The organism is Streptomyces sp. NPDC017529 (assembly GCF_044329785.1).
In the GTDB taxonomy this organism is placed as follows: Bacteria; Actinomycetota; Actinomycetes; order Streptomycetales; family Streptomycetaceae; genus Streptomyces.
The window spans coordinates 254,681-274,088 of record NZ_JBIRJY010000003.1 but is presented as its reverse complement, the minus strand read 5'-3'; the positions used below and the strand labels follow the sequence as shown (position 1 = coordinate 274,088).

At 70.6% G+C, this 19,408-nt stretch carries 17 protein-coding genes; 6 read left to right on the top strand and 11 right to left on the bottom strand.

Going from position 1 to position 19,408, the window contains the following annotated elements; all coding sequences use genetic code 11:
• The first annotated feature begins 148 nt into the window (after window positions 1-148).
• From dusB to ACH4K4_RS08560, 3 genes are all read left to right on the top strand, one after another.
• Window positions 149-1,276, top strand: a complete 1,128-nt coding sequence (gene dusB, locus ACH4K4_RS08570) for a tRNA dihydrouridine synthase DusB (protein ID WP_398165755.1) — start codon at window positions 149-151, stop codon at window positions 1,274-1,276.
• Between the two features lie 422 nt (window positions 1,277-1,698).
• Window positions 1,699-4,437 carry a pyruvate, phosphate dikinase gene (gene ppdK, locus ACH4K4_RS08565; RefSeq protein WP_398165754.1) on the top strand — a complete coding sequence of 913 codons (2,739 nt, stop codon included), beginning with the start codon at window positions 1,699-1,701 and terminating at the stop codon, window positions 4,435-4,437.
• Window positions 4,438-4,987: 550 nt separating this feature from the next.
• A complete protein-coding gene (locus ACH4K4_RS08560) occupies window positions 4,988-5,869 on the top strand; it encodes an ArsR/SmtB family transcription factor (protein ID WP_398165752.1) in 882 nt (293 codons plus the stop codon).
• Window positions 5,870-5,949: 80 nt separating this feature from the next.
• Here ACH4K4_RS08560 and ACH4K4_RS08555 read toward each other — a convergent pair whose 3' ends face one another.
• The 7 genes from ACH4K4_RS08555 to ACH4K4_RS08525 all read right to left on the bottom strand — a co-directional run bounded on the left by ACH4K4_RS08555 (window position 5,950) and on the right by ACH4K4_RS08525 (window position 12,400).
• Entirely contained in the window at window positions 5,950-6,903 is a 954-nt protein-coding gene (locus ACH4K4_RS08555) for a TauD/TfdA dioxygenase family protein (protein ID WP_398165750.1), read from the bottom strand.
• A 361-nt stretch (window positions 6,904-7,264) separates the two neighbouring features.
• A complete protein-coding gene (locus ACH4K4_RS08550; protein WP_398165749.1) occupies window positions 7,265-7,708 on the bottom strand; it encodes a GNAT family N-acetyltransferase in 444 nt (147 codons plus the stop codon).
• A gap of 134 nt (window positions 7,709-7,842) precedes the next feature.
• Window positions 7,843-8,721: a carbohydrate ABC transporter permease gene (locus tag ACH4K4_RS08545; protein ID WP_398165748.1), complete on the bottom strand. Its 879-nt coding sequence runs from the start codon at window positions 8,719-8,721 to the stop codon at window positions 7,843-7,845.
• Between the two features lie 3 nt (window positions 8,722-8,724).
• Window positions 8,725-9,639: a carbohydrate ABC transporter permease gene (locus ACH4K4_RS08540; protein WP_398166296.1), complete on the bottom strand. Its 915-nt coding sequence runs from the start codon at window positions 9,637-9,639 to the stop codon at window positions 8,725-8,727.
• A gap of 86 nt (window positions 9,640-9,725) precedes the next feature.
• Window positions 9,726-11,021 carry an ABC transporter substrate-binding protein gene (locus tag ACH4K4_RS08535; RefSeq protein WP_398165746.1) on the bottom strand — a complete coding sequence of 432 codons (1,296 nt, stop codon included), beginning with the start codon at window positions 11,019-11,021 and terminating at the stop codon, window positions 9,726-9,728.
• Between the two features lie 290 nt (window positions 11,022-11,311).
• Window positions 11,312-11,515 (bottom strand): DUF397 domain-containing protein, encoded by a 204-nt coding sequence (locus tag ACH4K4_RS08530; RefSeq protein WP_398165745.1) that lies wholly within the window; start codon window positions 11,513-11,515, stop codon window positions 11,312-11,314.
• A 3-nt stretch (window positions 11,516-11,518) separates the two neighbouring features.
• Window positions 11,519-12,400, bottom strand: a complete 882-nt coding sequence (locus tag ACH4K4_RS08525) for a helix-turn-helix domain-containing protein (protein WP_398165744.1) — start codon at window positions 12,398-12,400, stop codon at window positions 11,519-11,521.
• A 191-nt stretch (window positions 12,401-12,591) separates the two neighbouring features.
• Between ACH4K4_RS08525 and ACH4K4_RS08520 the strand changes: the two genes are divergently transcribed.
• The gene (locus tag ACH4K4_RS08520; RefSeq protein WP_398165742.1) at window positions 12,592-13,014 is read left to right on the top strand and encodes an ATP-binding protein; all 423 of its coding nucleotides are present in this window, start codon (window positions 12,592-12,594) and stop codon (window positions 13,012-13,014) included.
• Here ACH4K4_RS08520 and ACH4K4_RS08515 read toward each other — a convergent pair.
• Window positions 13,001-13,687, bottom strand: a complete 687-nt coding sequence (locus tag ACH4K4_RS08515; RefSeq protein ID WP_398165741.1) for a protocatechuate 3,4-dioxygenase subunit beta — start codon at window positions 13,685-13,687, stop codon at window positions 13,001-13,003. The genes ACH4K4_RS08520 and ACH4K4_RS08515 overlap by 14 nt on opposite strands.
• A gap of 242 nt (window positions 13,688-13,929) precedes the next feature.
• Here ACH4K4_RS08515 and ACH4K4_RS08510 point away from each other — a divergent pair, with 242 nt between their 5' ends.
• Window positions 13,930-14,490, top strand: coding sequence for a hypothetical protein (locus ACH4K4_RS08510; protein WP_398165739.1), 561 nt, complete (start codon window positions 13,930-13,932; stop codon window positions 14,488-14,490).
• A 97-nt stretch (window positions 14,491-14,587) separates the two neighbouring features.
• Here the strand turns inward: ACH4K4_RS08510 and ACH4K4_RS08505 are convergent, their stop codons facing one another.
• Together ACH4K4_RS08505 and ACH4K4_RS08500 are read right to left on the bottom strand one after the other, a co-directional pair.
• On the bottom strand, window positions 14,588-15,007 hold the full coding sequence (locus ACH4K4_RS08505; RefSeq protein ID WP_398165738.1) for a hypothetical protein: 420 nt from the start codon (window positions 15,005-15,007) through the stop codon (window positions 14,588-14,590).
• A gap of 216 nt (window positions 15,008-15,223) precedes the next feature.
• On the bottom strand, window positions 15,224-17,173 hold the full coding sequence (locus tag ACH4K4_RS08500; protein WP_398165737.1) for an APC family permease: 1,950 nt from the start codon (window positions 17,171-17,173) through the stop codon (window positions 15,224-15,226).
• Window positions 17,174-17,875: 702 nt separating this feature from the next.
• On the opposite strand from ACH4K4_RS08500, the gene ACH4K4_RS08495 reads away from it, so the two are divergent.
• The gene (locus ACH4K4_RS08495) at window positions 17,876-18,385 is read left to right on the top strand and encodes a hypothetical protein (protein ID WP_398165735.1); all 510 of its coding nucleotides are present in this window, start codon (window positions 17,876-17,878) and stop codon (window positions 18,383-18,385) included.
• 51 nt (window positions 18,386-18,436) lie between these two features.
• Here ACH4K4_RS08495 and ACH4K4_RS08490 read toward each other — a convergent pair whose 3' ends face one another.
• The gene (locus ACH4K4_RS08490; RefSeq protein ID WP_398165733.1) at window positions 18,437-19,378 is read right to left on the bottom strand and encodes an oxidoreductase; all 942 of its coding nucleotides are present in this window, start codon (window positions 19,376-19,378) and stop codon (window positions 18,437-18,439) included.
• Window positions 19,379-19,408: the final 30 nt, after the last annotated feature.

Sequence of the window (19,408 nt, the reverse complement as noted above, 5' to 3'; positions counted from 1 at the left end):
ACAACGAATGCGGGCGGGCGGCTCCGGCAAGGCGGCCGCCCGAGTGCGCGACCAGGGGGCATCCGGCTCTGGCGGGGCCGTCGCGCGAGTGCGCGACAATGGGAGGTCGCCCCCTCCACCCGCCGACCCCGAAGGAAACCCGCTCCTCATGACTCAGCTGCAGATCGGCCCGCACGCGGTGCAGCCGCCCGTGGTCCTCGCGCCGATGGCCGGGATCACCAACGCCCCCTTCCGGACCCTGTGCCGGGAGTTCTCCGGCGGCAAGGGCCTCTTCGTCAGCGAGATGATCACGACGCGGGCGCTGGTCGAGCGCAACGAGAAGACCATGCAGCTGATCCACTTCGACGAGACGGAGAAGCCGCGCTCCATCCAGCTCTACGGCGTCGATCCGGACACCGTCGGCAAGGCCGTCCGCATGATCGCCGAAGAGGACCTGGCCGACCACATCGACCTGAACTTCGGCTGCCCGGTGCCGAAGGTGACCCGCAAGGGCGGCGGCTCGGCCCTCCCGTACAAGCGGCACCTGCTGCGCTCCATCCTGCGCGAGGCGGTCGCCAACGCGGGTGATCTGCCGGTGACGATGAAGATGCGCAAGGGCATCGACGACGACCACATCACCTACCTCGACGCGGGCCGGATCGCGGTCGAGGAGGGCGTCACGGCCATCGCGCTGCACGGCAGGACCGCGGCCCAGCACTACGGCGGCACCGCCGACTGGGAGGCCATCGCGCGCCTGAAGGAGGCCGTGCCGGAGATCCCGGTGCTCGGCAACGGGGACATCTGGTCGGCGGAGGACGCGCTGCGGATGGTGCGCGAGACCGGCTGTGACGGCGTCGTCGTGGGGCGCGGGTGCCTGGGGCGGCCGTGGCTGTTCGGCGATCTGGTGGCGGCGTTCGAGGGCACCGGTACGTACGCCGAGCCGACCTTCAAGGAGGTCGCTGCCGTGATGCTGCGGCACGCCACGCTGCTGGGGGAGTGGCTGGGGGACGAGGCGCGCGGCGTCATCGACTTCCGCAAGCACGTCGCCTGGTACACGAAGGGCTTCGCGATCGGCTCCGAGGCGCGGAAGAAGCTGGCAATCGCCTCGTCGCTGGACGAACTGGACGCTCTGATGAGCGAGCTGGACCTGGACCAGCCGTGGCCCGCGGGCGCGGACGGACCGCGCGGCCGCACATCTGGCCGGAACCGGGTGGTTCTGCCCGACGGCTGGCTGGACGATCCGTACGACCGTACGGGCGTCACGGCCGACGCGGAACTGGACACTTCGGGCGGCTGAGGCGCTCGCCGGGTCCGGTTCCGGGTTCGGAACCGGGTCCGTATGGCGGGACCGGGGCGTGCGAGGGGGCGTGATTCTCGCCACCCTTGATAGGGGGTGCGCTCAGATGAGCAGTTGACGGGGGAGTGCACCTTCCAAACGGTGGCACTGGGTGCCACCAGCCTCGCGTTCGCATGATCAAGCGAAGTTCGCGGTGGGTGACCGGTCACCGCCCGTTCCCTCGCCCTGAGCAACCCTGGCTTCAAGACTTGAACGCCTTGCTCCGGCCGCCACGACTTTCGATCTGCTGGCGGACGACGGGTTACGGGCGTATGTCGACCGAGTGGACGTACCCAGACACCTTCGATCTGGGTATGTTCCTCGCCGTCAGGGCAGCCCTCCCCCGGCTTCGCAGGGGGGACCCCCAGCGAGGAGACAGTCTCGTGCCGGAAACACAAGATCCCCACGTAACCCCGTCCGAGCCTTCGAAGTTCGTCTACGACTTCACCGAGGGCAACAAGGACCTCAAGGACCTTCTCGGCGGCAAGGGTGCCAACCTCGCCGAGATGACCAACCTGGGGCTTCCCGTTCCGCCGGGGTTCACCATCACCACCGAGGCCTGCAAGGTCTACCTCGACAGCGGCCAAGAGCCCGCGGCACTGCGTGCCGAGGTCACCGAGCACCTCGAAGCGCTCGAAGCGACCATGGGCAAGAAGCTCGGCCAGGCCGACAACCCCCTTCTCGTTTCGGTGCGTTCCGGGGCAAAGTTCTCGATGCCCGGCATGATGGACACCGTGTTGAACATCGGCCTGTCCGACGCGTCGGTTTCCGGCCTCGCGGCCCAGGCCGGCGACGAGCGCTTCGCGTGGGACTCCTACCGCCGGCTCATCCAGATGTTCGGCAAGACCGTGCTCGGCGTGGACGGCGACCTCTTCGAGGAGGCGCTGGAGGAGGCCAAGAGGGCCAAGGGCGTACGCGTCGACGTCGACCTGGACGCGGCCGACCTGGAGAACCTGGTCGGGCAGTTCAAGGACATCGTCGCCAAGGAGACCGGCCGGGACTTCCCGCAGGAGCCCCGCGAGCAGATGGACCTCGCCGTCCGCGCGGTCTTCGACTCGTGGAACACCGACCGCGCCAAGCTCTACCGCCGCCAGGAGCGCATCCCCGGCGACCTCGGCACCGCCGTCAACGTCTGCTCCATGGTCTTCGGCAACCTCGGCCCGGACTCCGGCACCGGCGTCGCCTTCACCCGCGACCCCGCCAGCGGCCAGCAGGGCGTCTACGGCGACTACCTGCAGAACGCGCAGGGCGAGGACGTCGTCGCCGGCATCCGCAACACCGTGCCGCTCGCCGACCTCGAAGGCATCGACAAGCCGTCCTACGACGAGCTGATGCAGATCATGGAAACGCTCGAAACGCACTACAAGGACCTGTGCGACATCGAGTTCACCATCGAGCGCGGCAAGCTGTGGATGCTGCAGACCCGTGTCGGCAAGCGCACCGCCGGCGCCGCCTTCCGCATCGCCACCCAGCTCGTCGACCAGGGCCTGATCGACGAGGCCGAGGCGCTCCAGCGGGTCAACGGCGCGCAGCTCGCCCAGCTGATGTTCCCGCGCTTCGACGAGAACGCGAAGACGCAGCAGATCGGCCGGGCCATCGCCGCCTCGCCCGGCGCCGCCGTCGGCAAGGCCGTCTTCGACTCCTACACCGCGGTCAAGTGGTCCCGCTCCGGCGAGAAGGTCATCCTCATCCGCCGCGAGACCAACCCCGACGACCTCAACGGCATGATCGCCGCCGAGGGCATCCTGACCTCGCGCGGCGGCAAGACCTCGCACGCCGCCGTCGTCGCCCGCGGCATGGGCAAGACCTGTGTCTGCGGCGCCGAGGAACTGGAGGTCGACACCAAGCGCCGGTGCATGACCGCGCCCGGCGGCATCGTGGTCGAGGAGGGCGACGTCGTCTCCATCGACGGCTCCTCCGGCAAGGTGTACCTCGGTGAGGTGCCGGTCGTGCCGTCCCCGGTCGTGGAGTACTTCGAGGGCCGGATGCACGCCGGCGCCGACGACGCCGACGAGCTGGTCAAGGCCGTGCACCGGATCATGGCGTACGCGGACCGGGTCCGCCGGCTGCGGGTACGGGCCAACGCCGACAACGCCGAGGACGCCGCCCGCGCCCGGCGCTTCGGCGCCCAGGGCATCGGCCTGTGCCGCACCGAGCACATGTTCCTCGGCGAGCGCCGCGAGATGGTCGAGCGCCTGATCCTCGCCGACACCGACGCCGACCGCGAGGCCGCCCTCGGGGGCCTGCTGCCCCTCCAGAAGGCCGACTTCGTCGAGCTGTTCGAGGCCATGGACGGCCTGCCGGTGACGGTCCGCCTCCTGGACCCGCCGCTGCACGAGTTCCTGCCCGACATCACCGAACTGTCCGTACGCGTCGCCCTCGCCGAGTCCCGCAAGGACGCCAACGAGAACGACCTGCGCCTGCTCCAGGCCGTGCACAAGCTGCACGAGCAGAACCCGATGCTGGGCCTGCGCGGCGTCCGCCTCGGCCTGGTCATCCCCGGCCTGTTCGCCATGCAGGTACGGGCCATCGCCGAGGCGGCGGCCGAGCGCAAGAACGCCGCCAAGGGCGACCCGCGCGCCGAGATCATGATCCCGCTGGTCGGCACCGTCCAGGAGCTGGAGATCGTCCGCGAGGAGGCCGAGCAGGTCATCGCCGAGGTCGAGAAGGCCCACGGCGTGGACCTCAAGCTCACCCTCGGCACCATGATCGAGCTGCCCCGCGCCGCGCTGACCGCCGGCCAGATCGCCGAGTCCGCCGACTTCTTCTCCTTCGGCACCAACGACCTGACCCAGACGGTCTGGGGCTTCAGCCGCGACGACGTCGAGGCCAGCTTCTTCACCGCCTACCTGGAGAAGGGCATCTTCGGCGTCAGCCCGTTCGAGACCATCGACAAGGACGGCGTCGGCTCACTGGTCCGCAGCGCCGCCGAGGCCGGCCGGGCCACCCGCCCCGACCTGAAGCTGGGCGTCTGCGGTGAGCACGGCGGCGACCCGGAGTCGGTGCACTTCTTCCACGAGGTGGGCCTGGACTACGTCTCCTGCTCCCCGTTCCGCATCCCGGTGGCCCGCCTGGAAGCGGGCCGCGCCGCGGCGGAGTCCCTGGGCAGCGACAGCCGCTGACGCGGCAACGTCCCACGCACCAACCGGAGTTGGCGTCAGACCATCCAACCCTCACCCTGACGCCGGCTCCGGAACCCAACGAGGGCGGCACCTGTGCGGAGGTGCCGCCCTCGCTTTTCTCCGGACTCCCCCCTCGGGAGCTGCCGTCAGCCATGTCGGCCTGGTTGACGGCCTTCCACGGCAAATGCTGAGCGGTCGGTTTTTGCCTCGTCACCCCCCACGGGATCGAGCAATCCGTTCCATTCGCACTGCCGTCGAATTGAGTAACAGCTTTCCGGGATCGCGGTGTTGGCGCGACCCCTTTCAACTCTGGCCAAAAGAACGTGGTGACAGGCTGTGTCTGCGTGCATACTCAGATGGCCGGGGGTCGACTAGGGAGCATGGTGGGGGTTCGGTGCTACGCGTCCATTTCAGTGGACCGGATCTGGCCCGGGTGCGCATAGCCGCGCGGCCTGACGTGCTGTGGGAGACCGTTTTAAGTTTTCACCGACTGCGCGACCGGCGGCCGGGGCCGGCCTTCGGTAAATGGCGCTCCGAAGCGCGTTGCCGGTTGAACGGTGAAACACGGCTGTTGGCGCCGCTCGTTCCGACGCGAGGCTATTTTCCGGATTTCCTGACGCCGCCGGAGGGGCTGCTCGGCATCGACGAAGGACTCGAAGCGCTCCGCGCAACCCCGCCCGCGCGACTGCACGCCGAACTTTCCAGGCTGCCGGCCACCCGGCCGTTGCCCTCGTGGTTACGGGAGCTGAGCGAGGGCGATTCCGCCGCGCTCGGGCGGCTCACCGGGGCGCTGCGGAGCTATTACGAGAACGCGGTCGCCCCGTACTGGCCGCGCCTCCAGGCCCGCATAGAAGCGGACCGCGCCGCCCGCGGCCGCGCGCTGGTGGACGGCGGGGCCGACCAACTGCTCGCCTCGCTCCCGCCGGCCATGCGCTGGCTGCCGCCCGTCCTGGAAGTGGACTACCCGGTGGACCGGGACTTCTTCCTGAACGGCAGGGGGCTGCTCCTGCTGCCGTCCTACTTCTGCCGCCGGGCCCCCGTCACTCTCTACAACCCGGACCTCACGCCGGTGCTCGTCTATCCCGTCGACCACCCGGCGCCCCGCCCCGCGCCGCCGGTGCCGCCCGCCCACTCCCTGGGCAAGCTCGTCGGGCGTACCCGCTCGGCGATCCTGCACGGTGTGGGCGGCGGCTGCACGACGAGCGAGCTGGCGCGGCGCGTCGACGTCTCGCTGGCCTCGGCCAGCCAGCATGCGACGGTGCTGCGGGACGCCGGCCTGCTGCTGACGCTGCGTCACGGCAGCGCGGTCCTGCACACGTTGACGCCGCTGGGGGCGGCGTTGCTGCGGGGCGGGCCTGAGGTGGACGTCCGGGGAGTGGATACGCGGGGGCTGGAGATCCGTGGGCTGGAGGCCCGGGAGGTGGATGCTTAGGGGCGGCGGCCGGAGGCGTGCAGGAACGTTCCGACGGCGCTCCTCGACCGGCGATGTTCCTCGACCGGTGGCGCCCTCGGTCAGTACGGCCGGTCGCCCCTGACGGCCACCCGCTCGGCCACCCGGCGCTGCGCGCCGTAGTCGTTGACCGCGTAGTGCTGGGTGGCGCGGTTGTCCCAGAAGGCGACGTCGCCCGCCTGCCAGCGGTACCGCACCTGATACTCCGGCACGTGCGCCTGCTGGAACAGGAACCGCAGCAGCCGGTCGCTCTCCGCCCGCTCCATGCCCACGATGTGCGTGGTGAACGAGGTGTTGACGAACAGCATCCGGCGGCCGGTCTCCGGGTGCCGGCGCACCACCGGGTGCTCCACCGGCGGAAACCGGTCCTGGAACGGCGCCAGCCGTTCGGCGGAGTAGAAACGGGCGAAGCCCGGCAGGAAGTCGTGGACGGCGGTGGCCCCGTCGATACGGTCCCGTACGTCCTGCGGCAGGTTGTCGTACGCGGCCGCCATGTCGGCCCACATGGTGTCGCCGCCGAACGCCGGCACCTCACGCAGCTGCAACACCGCGCCCAGCGCCGGGCGTTCGCGGAAGGTGACGTCCGTGTGCCAGACGTTCTCGAAGGTGGACACGGCGCTGCGGTCGAACCGGGCCACGTCCTCGGCGTCGCCCGTCGCCAGCAGCGGGTTGGTCTCCAGCTCGCCCCAGTTGCGGGCGAAGGCGCGCTGCGCGGCGGAGGTCAGGTGCTGGCCTCTGAAGAAGAGCACCTTCCACTCCAGGAGCGCGCGGTTCAACTCCTCGCGCAGCGCGGGGGCCAGGGGGCGGGACAGGTCGAGGCCGCGGATCTCCGCGCCGATGGTGGCCGCTTGCGGGACGACCGCGAAGCGCTCGTACGGGCGGTCCTCCCAGCCCTCGGGGGTGCGGCGCAGGACGCGGTGGCCCTCGTACAGGCCGTCGGCGGGAATGCGGTGGTCGCGGAGCGCGGGGGCGGAGGGAGCGGGGACGGGGGTGAGGGAGTCGGCTGCGGCCGGCAACGTGTCCTCCTGACGGGGCGCGGAACGAGGAGTACGGCAGGAACGAGGAGTACGGCAGGGACGCCAGCGTGGATGCGGACGCAGAGCGCGCAGAGTGCCGCCTTTCGGGGTGCGGAGCTGCCCGCGGTGGGCGGTCGCTGCTTCTCGGGAGGGCCCGGAGCCCGGGAGTCACCGACAGCAGCGGAAAGCGGCCGGGGGAGATCCCACCCGGCCGCGGCGGCGCAGGAACGTCATGCCGCGGGGAGCGCACTCGCCGTGGGGGCCGTGGTGCGGCGGCTCCGTCTCACGGAAGATCGAGTACGTGGTCATGGCTCGCACCGTACCTCATGTCCGGTGTACGGGGAACGGGCGCCGGCCCGCCTCAGCCCAGCTTCTTGAACAGGTACACGTCCGCGTGGCCACCCGGCATGCCCGGCACGCGCCCCACCTCGGTGTACCCCTGGCGCTGATAGAAACCCGGCGCCTGGAAGGTGTACGAGGACACCGTGGAGCGGTCGCAGCCACGCCGTACCGCCTCCTCCTCGGCGGCCCGCAGCAGCTTCGCGCCCCAGCCCTCCGCGCGGCGGTCCTCCCGGACCCACAGCAGGTGGATCCCGCAGAGCCCGCCCCAGGTCCAGGCGCTCAGGCCGCCGACCAGCTCGCCGTCCTCGTCCGTCACCCGCACCGAGAACTCGGCGTGCTCGGCGCCGTCCGTGGCGGCGGCGTTGAAGGCGTCGAGCTCGTCCTCCAGGCGCTTGTCCAGCTTGGGGTCGTGCTCGCCGACCGTGAGAGCCGGCTCCGGGACCGGCGTTTCCGCATCGCTCATGGCCGAGTATCCCCATACGTCCCCGGCGTACCGCCACCGACTTTCCGCGCGCGGCCGGCACCGGAGACCGCCGCCGCGCTCCGGCAGGCCCACCGCCGTTCCCCGCACGCCAAGGTGTACGGCGTCCCGCGCGCTCAGTCGTCGATTCCCGACCGCTCCACCCCCGCCACGATGTACCGCTGCAACAGCACGAACACCACCACCAGCGGCGCGATCGAGATCGCCGCGGCCATGAACAGCTCGTGCAGGTTGAGGTTCTGCGCCGTGGTGAAGGTGGAGAGAGCCACCTGCACCGTCCAGGATTCCTTGTCCTGGCCGATGACCAGCGGCCACAGGAACGCGTTCCACGCGCCGATGAACACGATGGTGCCGACGGCGGCGAAGACGGGCCGCGAGTTGGGCACCACGACCCGCCAGTACGTACGCCAGTACCCGAGCCCGTCCACCCGCGCCGCGTCCTCCAGCTCCCGCGGGAACCCCAGGAAGTACTGGCGGAATATGAAGCAGGCGAAGGCGCTGAACAGCGTCGGGACGATCAGCCCGCGCAGGGTGGAGATCCAGCCGAGCGACGAGACGAGCACGAAACTGGGCACGAACGTGACGGCCGCCGGGACCATCAGCGTGCCGAGGACGGCGTAGAAGACGGCGTTCGCGTGGCGGTACGGGATGCGGGCCAGCCCGTACCCGGCCAGCGACGCCAGCAGCACCGTGCCCACCGTCGTCGCGACCGCGATCAGCGTGGAGTTCAGCAGCGCCCGCGCCAGCGGCAGGTTCGGATCGTCGAACACCTCGGCGAGATTCGACCACTGGACGTCGCGCGGGAAGAACGTCCAGTCGGGTGCGGTGATGTCCTGTTCGGTGGCCAGCCCGTTGCGTACGAGCAGGTAGAACGGGATGAGGAACAGCACGGCGAGGACGGCGAGGAGCACCGCACGCAGCGCGCGCCCGGCCCGTACGCGGGCGTCCTGCCGGGCACCGGAGCGTGCGCGTCCTGTAGGCGGAGTCGTCGGCATCGGTCAGTCCTCCCTCCGCCCGAGGCCGAACCAGCGGGCCTGCACGACGGTCGCCACGGCGATGATCAGCGCCAGGATCACCGCGCCCGCGCTGCCCAGGCCGAGGTTCTGCTCCTGTCCGAGTGCGGTGTAGTAGAGGTAGACCAGCGGCGGGCGCGCGTACGGCGGATAGCCGCGCGCGTCGGACATCAGGTTGTAGAACTCGTCGAACGCCTGGAACGCGTTGATCACCAGCAGCAGTACGACGGCGACCGACGTCGCGCGCAGCTGCGGCAGCGTGATGTACCGCAGCGTCTGCCAGCCGGGCCGCGCGCCGTCCACCGCGGCCGCCTCGTACAGGCGGGGCGAGATCCGTTGCAGTCCGGCCAGGAACAGGATCATGTAGAAACCGGCCTGCAGCCACAGCCGGACGGTCACGATCACCAGCCAGTACCAGGGTGGGTCGGTCGTGGACAGCCAGGCGGTCTGGTCCGCGCCGAACCACCCCAGCACGGTGTTGGCGAGCCCGAACCGCACCCCGTTGAAGATCGACAACTTCCAGACCAGGGCGGCGACCACGTACGAGCAGGCCGTCGGCAGGAAGAAGACCGAGCGGAAGAACGCCTGGGCGAACCGCAGCCGGTTGACCATGAGCGCCAGGGCGAGCGAGAGGACGTACGTGGCCGGCACGATGAACGCCGTGAACAGCGCGAAGGTGCCCAGGCTGCTCAGGAAGGCACGGTCGCCCAGCATCGCCGCGTAGTTGTCCAGCCCGACGAAGTCCGTCGGGGTGACCGTGTTGTGCGCGTCGAAGAAGCTGAGGTAGGCGCTCCAGGCCAGCGGCACGTACGTGAACAGGGCCAGACCGGCGGCGAACGGGCCCACGAAGGCCCAGAACCACAGGTTCCGGTTCTGCGGCCCCCGAAGCCGCCCGAGCAGCCCGCCAGACCGCGCGCCGGTACCCGTACCCGCACTCGTACCTGCACTCGTCCCCGCCCCCGTACCCGCCCCCGTCCGCCCGGCGGTCACTTACCGGCCCGCCGCAACTCGGCCTCGACCTTGCGCACCACGGCCTTCAGCTCGCTCTCCGGGTTCGCGCCGCCCTTGATGACGCGGTTCAGCGCGTCCTGATAGGCGGTGCTGCTCGGCGTCGTCCAGAGCAGCGGCTCGGCGTGGCCGTACCGGGTGGCGTACGAGACCGCGTCGGCCGCCGAGCCCTCCTGGAGCTGCTTCGCCTTCTTGGCGAGCGAGGTACGGGCCGGGATGTGGAAGCCGTACGAGAGCGCGAAGTCCTCCTGCTTGTCGGCCCCGTCCACCCACAGCCACTTCACATACGCCTTGGCCGCGTCCCGGTGCTCGCTGCGGGCGCTGACCGCCGCGCCGTATGCGCCCACCGGCACGGCCGGCCCGCCGGCCCCGTCCTTCGGGAACGGCAGCACCCCGAAGTCGTCCCCCAGGGCCTTCTCGACCTGCGGCAGCGCCCACAGCCCCGACCACTGCATGGCGGTCAGCCCCTGCACGAAGGCCGCCGGATCGGACCAGTCCGTCGGCGCCCCCAGCAGCAACGATTCGTCGGCGTACAGCTGCCGGATCTTCGCGAACACGCGGGCGGCGGCCGGGTCGTCGAACCCGGCCTTCCCGTCCTCGGTGATCAGGCTCAGCCCCGCGGCGAACAGCGGCGTACCGCCCAGCACGGCGGCCCCGCCGTCGTTCCCCAGGAACAGCCCCTTGACCTTGTCGCCACGGAGCCGGGCGGTCAGCTCCTTGGCCGCGTCCACCAACGCGTCCACGGTGCGCGGCGGTTCCACACCCGCCTGCTTCAGCATGCTCTTCCTGTAGTAGAGCAACTGCGTGTCTATGGCCTGCGGCACCGCCCAGACCTTGTCCCGCCAGATCTTCGGCTTGAGCACCGCCTGGTTGAAGTCGTCCTTGACGGACTCGATCTCCGCGGTCAGATCGACGACCTGGCCGCCCTTCAACTGCTCCAGCTTCGGACCGTTGACCTCGAAGACGTCAGGTCCCGAATCCGTCAGCAGCGCGGCGGCCGTCTGCCGGTCGTAGTCGCCGGGCCGCCACTGCACGCTCACCCGCGCCTTGTCGTACGCGGCGGCGTACCGCTTCACGGCCTGCTCGGCGCCCGGCTCCCCGTACTGGTGGTACCACTGGCTCAGTGCCGGCCCCGAACCTTTCCCGCTGCGGCCGGTATTGGAACCACAGGCCGCCAGTACGGCGGTGAGCGCCACGCCACCGGCGGCGCCGAGCACCCGCCGCCTGCCGACCTCGGCGCCTCTGACTCTGCCTCTGTCGCTGCCGCGTGTCATGCCGATCGCCCCCTGCGTAGCCCGTCGCGCGTCGCGCGTGGTCGTCGTACGGCTGCCGTGCGGCTCCGGTGATCGTCGATCACCGCCCGCCACGGGCGCCTACTTTGCCGCACCGGCGTGAAGAACGCATTGCACCTTCACGAAACCGGCCGGTGAGGGCGCCCGTAGGGGTGAGCGCCGTGGATGGTCTTGGTGTTCCCGCCCCAGGCCGATTGTCAGACCCCACGTGCATGATTTCGGTACGGGCGGCCCCACCGCGTCCCTCGGACAGCCCGCTGTGCAGGCGCGCCCTATATGCCCCCACCCGGCAGCCCGAAGCGGCCCCCCGCGACGGCAGTTTGAAAGCTGACCCACGCGTCGGGCGAGAGGCGGAGTATGGGCCCGGTGGGGTTCTTGGAGTCGCGTATGGCGATGGTGTGGGGGTGGTTGGTGGCTACCTCGACGCACTCGCGGTCGGCGCTGCTGTAGCTGGACTTGCGCCATTCTGGTGTCACCGTTCACATCTCCTTGTGTAGAGCGTTGATGAATGCGTTTGAGTCGGCGGGGGAGAGTGCGCTCTCCGCAAGGCGTCTGAACAACCTGTCGTGCTGGGCGGCTCCATCGCCGCCTTCGACCCACAACTGCCCCATCGCCGTCTCGGTGTAAACAACATCCATGGCACCCGGTTCGGCAAACGAGATGATGTTGAACGTGCCGCCCATGCCCGCATGCTCTCCCGCAGTGAAGGGCAACACCCGAACTTCGATGTTGCTCTGCTGAGCGGCCTCGGCCAAGTGCTTGAGCTGGGCGCGCATCACGTCGCTGCCGCCGACGAGGTGGCGGAGAGCGGCCTCGTGGATGACGACCCGTAGAGACAGCGGCGCGTGATCGTGCAGGCGTTGCTGGCGCGCCAGGCGTGTCGCGACGACCTGCTGCCCGCCGTCGGTGTGGCTTCGTGAAGAGTTTCCGAAGACCAATGCACGCACGTACGCCGGCGTCTGAAGAAGCCCGGGGATGAAGGCGATTTGCCACGTTCGAATAGTGGTCGCGGCGTTCTCCAGGGTGATGTACTCGCGCATGTCACCCAGATCGGGGAAGTCGTTCCACCATCCCTTCGCCTTACGCCGTTCACGGTCCACGCGCGCCAGTTCGAGCAGCCCGCCTACCGCTACCGGATCGGTGACCCCGTACAGCTCGCACAAGACGCGCACATCCGGGTCGCGCATGGGGACCCAGCCGCTCTCCATTCTGGCGACCTTGCCGGTCGAGGCGCTGATGACCTTGGCTGCCTGTCCCTGTGTCAGGCCGGCGTCGAGGCGGTGCTTGGCGAGTTCGCCGCCGAGGCGACGGCCCAGCACGGTCGACATGCGGTTGCCCTGCGGTGTCTGGCTGCGTTCCATGTCGTCCACCTTTGCCCATGGTGGCCGTTCGCGTGCAGTTACGGGTCGCCGCAACCCGCACGGGTGAAATTTGCACGGCTGCATTGTGGCCGACGCGGCCCCGCCCCTACCGTCCGTAACGAACGAACTGCTCGCGCGGCGGCATTCGTTGGCGCAGGGTGCGCGTCGCTCGTAATCGGAGGTGTCCGTAGATGATCGCTCCGCATGACCCCGCAGAAGTCGTCCTTCACGAGGACCTGCTCGACTACACCCCCTTCCCCAAGGCCGTGGCGCTGGCTCGGCGGCGGGCGGTACGGCTGGTGGGGGAGTGGGGGCACGAGGAGATCGCCGGGGACGTCGGGGTGTTGGTGTCCGAGCTGGCCACGAACGCGTTGGTGCACGGGCGGGTCAAGGGGCGGTTGTTCCGGGTGCATCTGGTGGCTACCGGGCGGGTGGTTCGGGTCGCGGTGTCGGATGTGCGGGGGGAGGCGTTGCCGGCCGAACGTGACGCAGACGAGGAGGACTTGGGCGGGCGAGGGCTGGTGATTGTGCGGGGGTTGGCGGCGCGGTGGGGGGTGCGGGAGCGGGGAGTCGGTAAGACGGTGTGGTGTGAGGTGGAGGTCAGGCAGGAGTGACGGTGGGGGACAGGCCGCCGAGGACGATGTTCCAGCGGTACGTGAGGGTTTTGGCGGTGCTGGAGAGGGCCGGGTCGAAGGTGGCGATCAGGCGGCGGGCGGCTTCGCCGGGGGCCGCGTGGAGGACCGAGTCGTGGGCCAGGAGGGGGTCGCCCTCGAAGTACATCTGGGTGACCAGGCGTTGCGTGAAGGCGCTGCCGAAGAGGGAGAAGTGCACGTGGGCGGCGCGCCAGGCGTTGTCGGGGGTGCCGAGTGGGTACGCGCCCGGCTTGATCGTGGTGAAGGTGTAGCGGCCGTCGGCGTCGGTGAGCGTGCGACCGGTGCCCGTGAAGTTGGGGTCGAGCGGGGCGTCGTGCCGGTCGCCCTGGTGGGCGTAGCGGCCGGCGGCGTTGGCCTGCCAGAGTTCGACGAGCTGGTGGCGGACGGGGTGTCCGCGGCTGTCGAGAACGCGGCCGGTCAGGGTGATGCGTTCGCCTACGGGGGCGCCGGTGTGGTGGCGGGTGAGGTCGTGGTCGAGGGGTGTCACGTCGGTACGGCCGAAGACCGGGCCGTACAGTTCCGCGCTCTCCGGGGCGGTGGGGAGGAGGACCGGCGGCCGGGTGGGGCGGCGTAGGGGGAGGCCCTGGTAGGGCGGCGCGGCGGGGGCCGGGGTGTGTGTCGGTGAGGTCGGCATGGGGCCGTTGTCGCATCCGGCGAGAGCGGCGGCAAGGCCGTGAACCGGCCGGGCGTGCGGGCGGGTTCGGGCGACCGGGGCGTACGCCCGTGAGAGCCGGAGTGCGGCGGGCGCTGTTCATATCAGCGGTGTCTACGCGCGTACACAGTGAGTGCTTCTGGCCGGGGGCATATGCGGGCGTCGGTGCCGGAGGGACGGGCATGCCAGGTGTGGGGGGAGCCGGAAAGAGAGGAAGGAGCTGTATGTACCCGAACACCCTGGACACCTTTGTCGCGTCCGTGAAGCACCAGCGCGAGCTGATGATCATCCACCGGGTCTCCGGTGGGTACCTCACCCACAACGGTGACCTCCAGATCGAGACCGACCCCGTCGAGAACATCGACAACAAGCGGCACCTGTGGGTGGTCCACCTGGTGGGCTACTACAAGAACAACACGGTGTACAGCTTCGAGAACAAGCGGGAGGGCAAGCGGCTGGCGGTCAATCCCGACAACCTCCGGGACGGCATGCGGTTCACGGACCCGCAGGACCCCAAGTCCCCGAACAGCAAGGAGCTGGAGGCGCAGCGGTTCTACGTGCTGCCGATGTGCAACGGCGGCTACTCCATCGTGCCGTTCCTCGGCTCCGACCTGGCACTGATGCCGATGGGCAACCGGCCGGGGCCCGGCTGCGACCGGCCGCTGCCGCACTTCGGAGGCCAGTCCTCGGACAACGGCTCGCACGACTTCGTACGGCCGCCCGAGCAACCCGAGCGGGAGGACCCCACGGACAAGGACCTCCAGCCCCCTGGTTCCGGGAAGTAGGGAATAAGGGAGTAAGGGTGGGGCGCGCCCCGGAGCTACGCCGGCATGGCTCGGCCGGTATGCCGACGGGCGTGCCGGCGTAGCTACCGAGGGGTGATTACTGTCGGGTGGCTGCCAGTGAAGCCCCACCGGTTTCCAGGCCCCCTGCGACACTGGCGGCGACCCCGAGTCCGCCCATGACGGCACCAGTGCCATCCTGAAGGCAGGTCCAGTCCTTGCGTGTGGTCGCCTGGCCCGGAGTTGTCGGCCGGACCAGAACGCCTTCGACCGTGGGACCCTTCACGTCGGCGACCTTCTGCGTGAGCCGGTCACCTTTCAAGGTCCAGGTGACCTTGTGAATGTGCCCGGCCTTGTCCTTGATGTCGAGCCGCGTTATGCCGCCGACCGCCTTGCCGTCGGCGAAGCCGGGGCGGCGGCCATGGCGGCGCCGGCTGTGGAGGACGCGAGTGCCGCGGTAACCACAGTGGCGGCCAGGACCGAGCGCAGGCCGATACGCATAAACATTTACACCTTTCAATCACTTCCACCCCCGTGGCCGGGGGCCCAGTCACCCTTGTTGGCGAAAAGGGCATCTCATATGGCGCCGGTCACAAAGTCGCTTAAACGCCCAGTCAAAATCGTTTTGGGGTGGAGTGGATCAACCGAGAGGTTGTCCGGTCATGTTCCGATAACGCCGGTGTGGTGGGGGCGTGCATCAAAGGCAGGTCAAATTCCTCGGCGTCATGCGCGACGTTTACGCCGACAACCGGAACCGCAACCGGCAGATCGTCGCGTCCGTGGTGCGCCGGACCGCGTGGGCGACGACCGCGCCGCGCTGGTTTTGGAGGAGGCGCTGCCACAGGTGGGCCGGTTCCACCTCGGGGATGAGGACCGTGACCCGGGTGCCGGGCTGTCGCGCGCCGAGGTCGCGTACGTACGCGGCGACGGGGCGGCCGACGGTGCGGGTCGCGGAGGGCAGTTCGAGGAGTTCCACGCCGGGGTTCCACAGCTCCCAGTCGCGGCGCAGGGACTCCGAGGCGCGGCGGTCCTCCGGGGAGGCGTAGGTGACGGTGACCGCCACCACCTCGTCGCCGAGGGAGACCGCGGCGTTCAGTGCCTCGCAGGTGAGCTTGGAGAGGTGGGAGACGGGGACGACGACGAGGGAGCGGTCGCGGTGCGGGGGCTCTGGGATGCGGCCCAGGGCCAGGTGGTCCGCGATCCGGCCGTACGCCCGGTGGACCGCTTCGAAGGCGAGGACGAGGGCGGGCAGGGCGATGACGATGAGCCAGGCGCCCTCGGTGAACTTCGTCGCCGTGACGACGAGGGCCGAGACGCCGGTCAGCAGCGCGCCGAAGCCGTTGAGGGCGGCCTTGCCGCGCCAACCGGCGGATCGTTCCTGCCGCCAGTGCCGGACCATGCCCACCTGGCAGACGGTGAAGCCTACGAAGACGCCGATGGCGAAGAGCGGGACGAGGGTGTTCACGTCGCCGCCGGAGAAGACGAGGAGGACGGCGGCGACGGCGGCCAGCGCCAGTACGCCGTGCCGGTGCACCTGCCGGTCGGCCTTGAGGCCGAAGACGTGCGGCAGGTAGTTGTCGCGGGCCAGCAGGCCCATCAGGACGGGCAGCCCGCCGAAGGAGGTGTTGGCGGCCAGGGCGAGCAGCGCCACCGTGGCGAACTGCACGAGGTAGAAAGCCCAGTTGTGACCGAGGGCGGCGTCCGCGAGCTGGGCGAGGACGGTGACGCCCTCCACCGGCTGGAGGTGGAAGCGGCCGATCAGGACCGAAAGGCCGATCAGCATGACGCCGAGCAGGACGCCCAGGGCGACTTCGGTGCGCTGCGCGCGCTTGGCCGCGGGGGCGCGGAAGGACGGTACGGCGTTGGCGACCGCCTCGACGCCGGTCAGGGCCGAACACCCGGAGGCGAACGCCTTCAGGAGGAGGAGCGCGCCCACGGAGGTCGCGTTGTCGGACAGTACGGAGGCATGGCCGGCGGCGGACGCCGTGGAGACGGGCGCGTCCCTGAACAGGCCGACCGCCACGAGGGCGAGGATCGAGCCCACGAAGACGGCGGTGGGCAGCAGGAACGCCTTCGCCGAGTCGACGATGCCGCGCAGGTTCACGCCGGTCACCAGGACGAGCACCGCCAGGCACAGCCACAGCCGCTCGCCGTACAGGGCGGGGAAGGCGGAGGTGAGCGCGGCGACGCCGGCCGTCACGGACACGGCGACGTTCAGGACGTAGTCGAGGATCAGGGACGCCGCGGCGACCAGGGCGGTACGGCGCCCGAGATGGGCCTTGGCGACGGCGTACGAGCCGCCGCCGTTCGGGAACGCCGCGATCACCTGGCGGTACGAGGCCACCAGGACCGCGAGCAGCGCCGCGATGCCGAGGGTGACCGGCAGGGTGAAGCCGAGCCCGCGGGCGCCCGCGGCGGCCAGGACCAGGACGATGGCCTCGGGCCCGTACGCGACGGACGCCATCGCGTCGAGGGAGAGGGCGGCGAGGCCCTGTACGGCGGTCAGGCGGTGCCGGGCGTCCGGCTCGGGCCCGGAAGGCAGTGCGGTCGGCGGGTCGCCCTGCCCGTCCCCGGTCCCGGTGCGCCCGCCCTCGCCCCCGGTCCCGGTGCCCTGCGCCTTCCGGCCCGCGTCCGGGTCCGTGGCCCGGGCCGGGGTCCGGCCCGTGAGTTTCCACGCCATCGACATCGTTCGCCGTACCTCCGTGCGCTGTGGGTAGAGAACCCCGGTGACGGGGCCAGGGCGTGTCTTTTGGATCACCCCGGGCCCGCGCCGTCTGGCACGGCACTCCCCCAGCTACCGCTGGGAGGTACCCCCACGCGGCGTTGTCGCATCACCCACGGACACCCAGTCCGAGGGCAATGCTCCGCCTTGCGATGCTCCCCCGTAGCCCTGGACGGGCACGGGAGGTGCCCCCTCCACCAGACGGCGCGGGCTGATCCGGGCTGATCCAAAAGACACGCCCTGGCCCAGCGTGAGTGCCGTTTCGTACGGGCACGCCGGCTCTTGGCGTGGCCTTGGCGGATGATCCGGGCATCTTCACGACTTCTTGATGCCCTGCGGGGACGCGCCGACGCGGACGGGTGGCCGGAGCACCGGGCGACCCCGGGACAAGGGGTTGCGGGCCTTGGGCGGTCCACGCGGGCGGACGCCCGGGCTTGTCAGTGGTGTGTCAAGGTTTCCCGGGGCCTCGTCAGCGCCGCGTCAACGGCGCGACGACCCGGCGCTCGCCGCCCTATCGTCGCGGCCATGGGACGGCGATGGGGTACCGGGGCCGGGTCGACGGCCTACGGAGAGGGCGGCGAAGACGGCGCGGGCGGGGGCGGACAGGGAGGCGGTGGGGCACGCGATGGACGGCATACGCGGGAGGGGTACGCCCTTCCACCCCCGGTGCACGGCCCGGCGGCGTACCGGGACCGCCGGTGGGCGCCCGAACTGCGCGCGGCGGCCTGCTGTTCGGCCGGTGTGCTCGTCCTCATGCTCGTCGTCGACCTCGCCAACGACACCCTCGACCCGCTGCGCGCCGCCTGCTGGACGTCCCTCGCGGTGGTGCTCCTCGCGGCGCTCTTCCCGGCACGGGTGACGGCGGGGGCGGGGTGGCTGGCCGTACGCGGACTGCTGCGCGAGCGCCGGGTCCGTACCGACCTGCTGGTGCTCGTGCTCCGCAGCGACGGGGTGGCGCCCCGGCTGGTGCTCCGCGACATCACGGGCGGCCGCGTCGAACTGGACCCCAAGGTCCTCACCGCCAACCCGGCCCTGTGGCACCTGCTCGACACCGGCGCCCGGCTGTCCCGGGAGCGCGGTCTGCTGCGCTCGGGCGGCGAGGTGCTGCGGGCGCTCGGCGAGCACGTCGACCGGGACGGCGCCCGGCAGATCTTCGAGGCGTCGGGCTTGGAGTGACCGGCGGCCGCCGCCGCATGGCTTTACTCCGCTACGCGCGCATCCCTTCCGTCAACTCCTCGCCCCGCCACCGAAGTCGTACCGCACCCCCGTCAGCTCCTCCGACGCCGTCCACAGCCGTTCCGAGGTCTCGTCGTCGGTCGTCCACGGGGCGCGGAAGGACGGCGCGGTCGCGCCGCGCAGGCCGTTGCGGGGGCCGAGGAACGCGTCCGGCTTCATGTGCGGTGCGGTGGCGGCGCACAGGGTGGGCAGGGCGCCGGATTCGGCGGGCTGGCCGATGAGGCGGTTGGCCAGGGACACGACACGTTCGGCGCGCGTACGGCCCTCCATCCGTACGCCGGCGGTCTGGAGGTTGGTGTCGGCGTAGCCGGGGTGCGCGGCGACGGCCAGTACCCGCGATCCGGCCTGTGCCAGACGGCGGGACAGCTCGTGGACGAAGAGCAGGTTGGCGCTCTTGGAACGGCCGTAGGCGATCCACCGGTGGTAGCCGCGCTCGCTGTTGAGGTCGTCCAGCTTGACGTTGCCGAGCGCGTGGAAGCCGCTGGAGACGGTGACGACGCGCGCTCCCGGGGTGCCGAGCAGCTTGGGCAGGAGGAGGCCGGTGAGCGCGAAGTGGCCGAGGTGGTTGGTGCCGAACTGCATCTCGAAGCCGTCGGCGGTGCGGCGCTGCGGCAGCGCCATGACGCCGGCGTTGTTGACGAGCAGGTCGAGGCGGTCGCCGTCGAAGTCGTCGAGGCCGGCCGCGAAGGCGCTTACGGACTTCAGGTCGGCCAGGTCGAGCCGCCGGAACTCGGCTTCGGCGGCCGGTACTTCGGAGCGCAGCCGGGCGAGCGCCGCGTGGCCGCGTGCCTCGTTGCGGCAGGCCAGCACGGTGCGGGCGCCGCGCCGGGCGAGTTCGCGGGCGGTGATGTAGCCGATGCCGCTGTTGGCGCCGGTGACGACCGCCGAGCGGCCCGTCTGGTCGGGGATGTGGCTCGTGTTCCAACGGGTCACGCCTGCTGCGCTCCTTCGTCGGTGCGTCGG

What these genes read in the sequence shown, in the direction of transcription:
- ACH4K4_RS08545 (WP_398165748.1), bottom strand. Translation starts at nt 8,721, where the DNA reads ATGCCGACGACTCCGCCTACAGGACGCGCACGCTCCGGTGCCCGGCAG.
- ACH4K4_RS08525 (WP_398165744.1), bottom strand. Translation starts at nt 12,400, where the DNA reads ATGGAACGCAGCCAGACACCGCAGGGCAACCGCATGTCGACCGTGCTG.
- ACH4K4_RS08515 (WP_398165741.1), bottom strand. Translation starts at nt 13,687, where the DNA reads ATGCCGACCTCACCGACACACACCCCGGCCCCCGCCGCGCCGCCCTAC.
- ACH4K4_RS08510 (WP_398165739.1), top strand. Translation starts at nt 13,930, where the DNA reads ATGTACCCGAACACCCTGGACACCTTTGTCGCGTCCGTGAAGCACCAG.
- dusB (WP_398165755.1), top strand. Translation starts at nt 149, where the DNA reads ATGACTCAGCTGCAGATCGGCCCGCACGCGGTGCAGCCGCCCGTGGTC.
- ACH4K4_RS08520 (WP_398165742.1), top strand. Translation starts at nt 12,592, where the DNA reads ATGATCGCTCCGCATGACCCCGCAGAAGTCGTCCTTCACGAGGACCTG.
- ACH4K4_RS08500 (WP_398165737.1), bottom strand. Translation starts at nt 17,173, where the DNA reads ATGTCGATGGCGTGGAAACTCACGGGCCGGACCCCGGCCCGGGCCACG.
- ACH4K4_RS08535 (WP_398165746.1), bottom strand. Translation starts at nt 11,021, where the DNA reads ATGACACGCGGCAGCGACAGAGGCAGAGTCAGAGGCGCCGAGGTCGGC.
- ACH4K4_RS08550 (WP_398165749.1), bottom strand. Translation starts at nt 7,708, where the DNA reads ATGAGCGATGCGGAAACGCCGGTCCCGGAGCCGGCTCTCACGGTCGGC.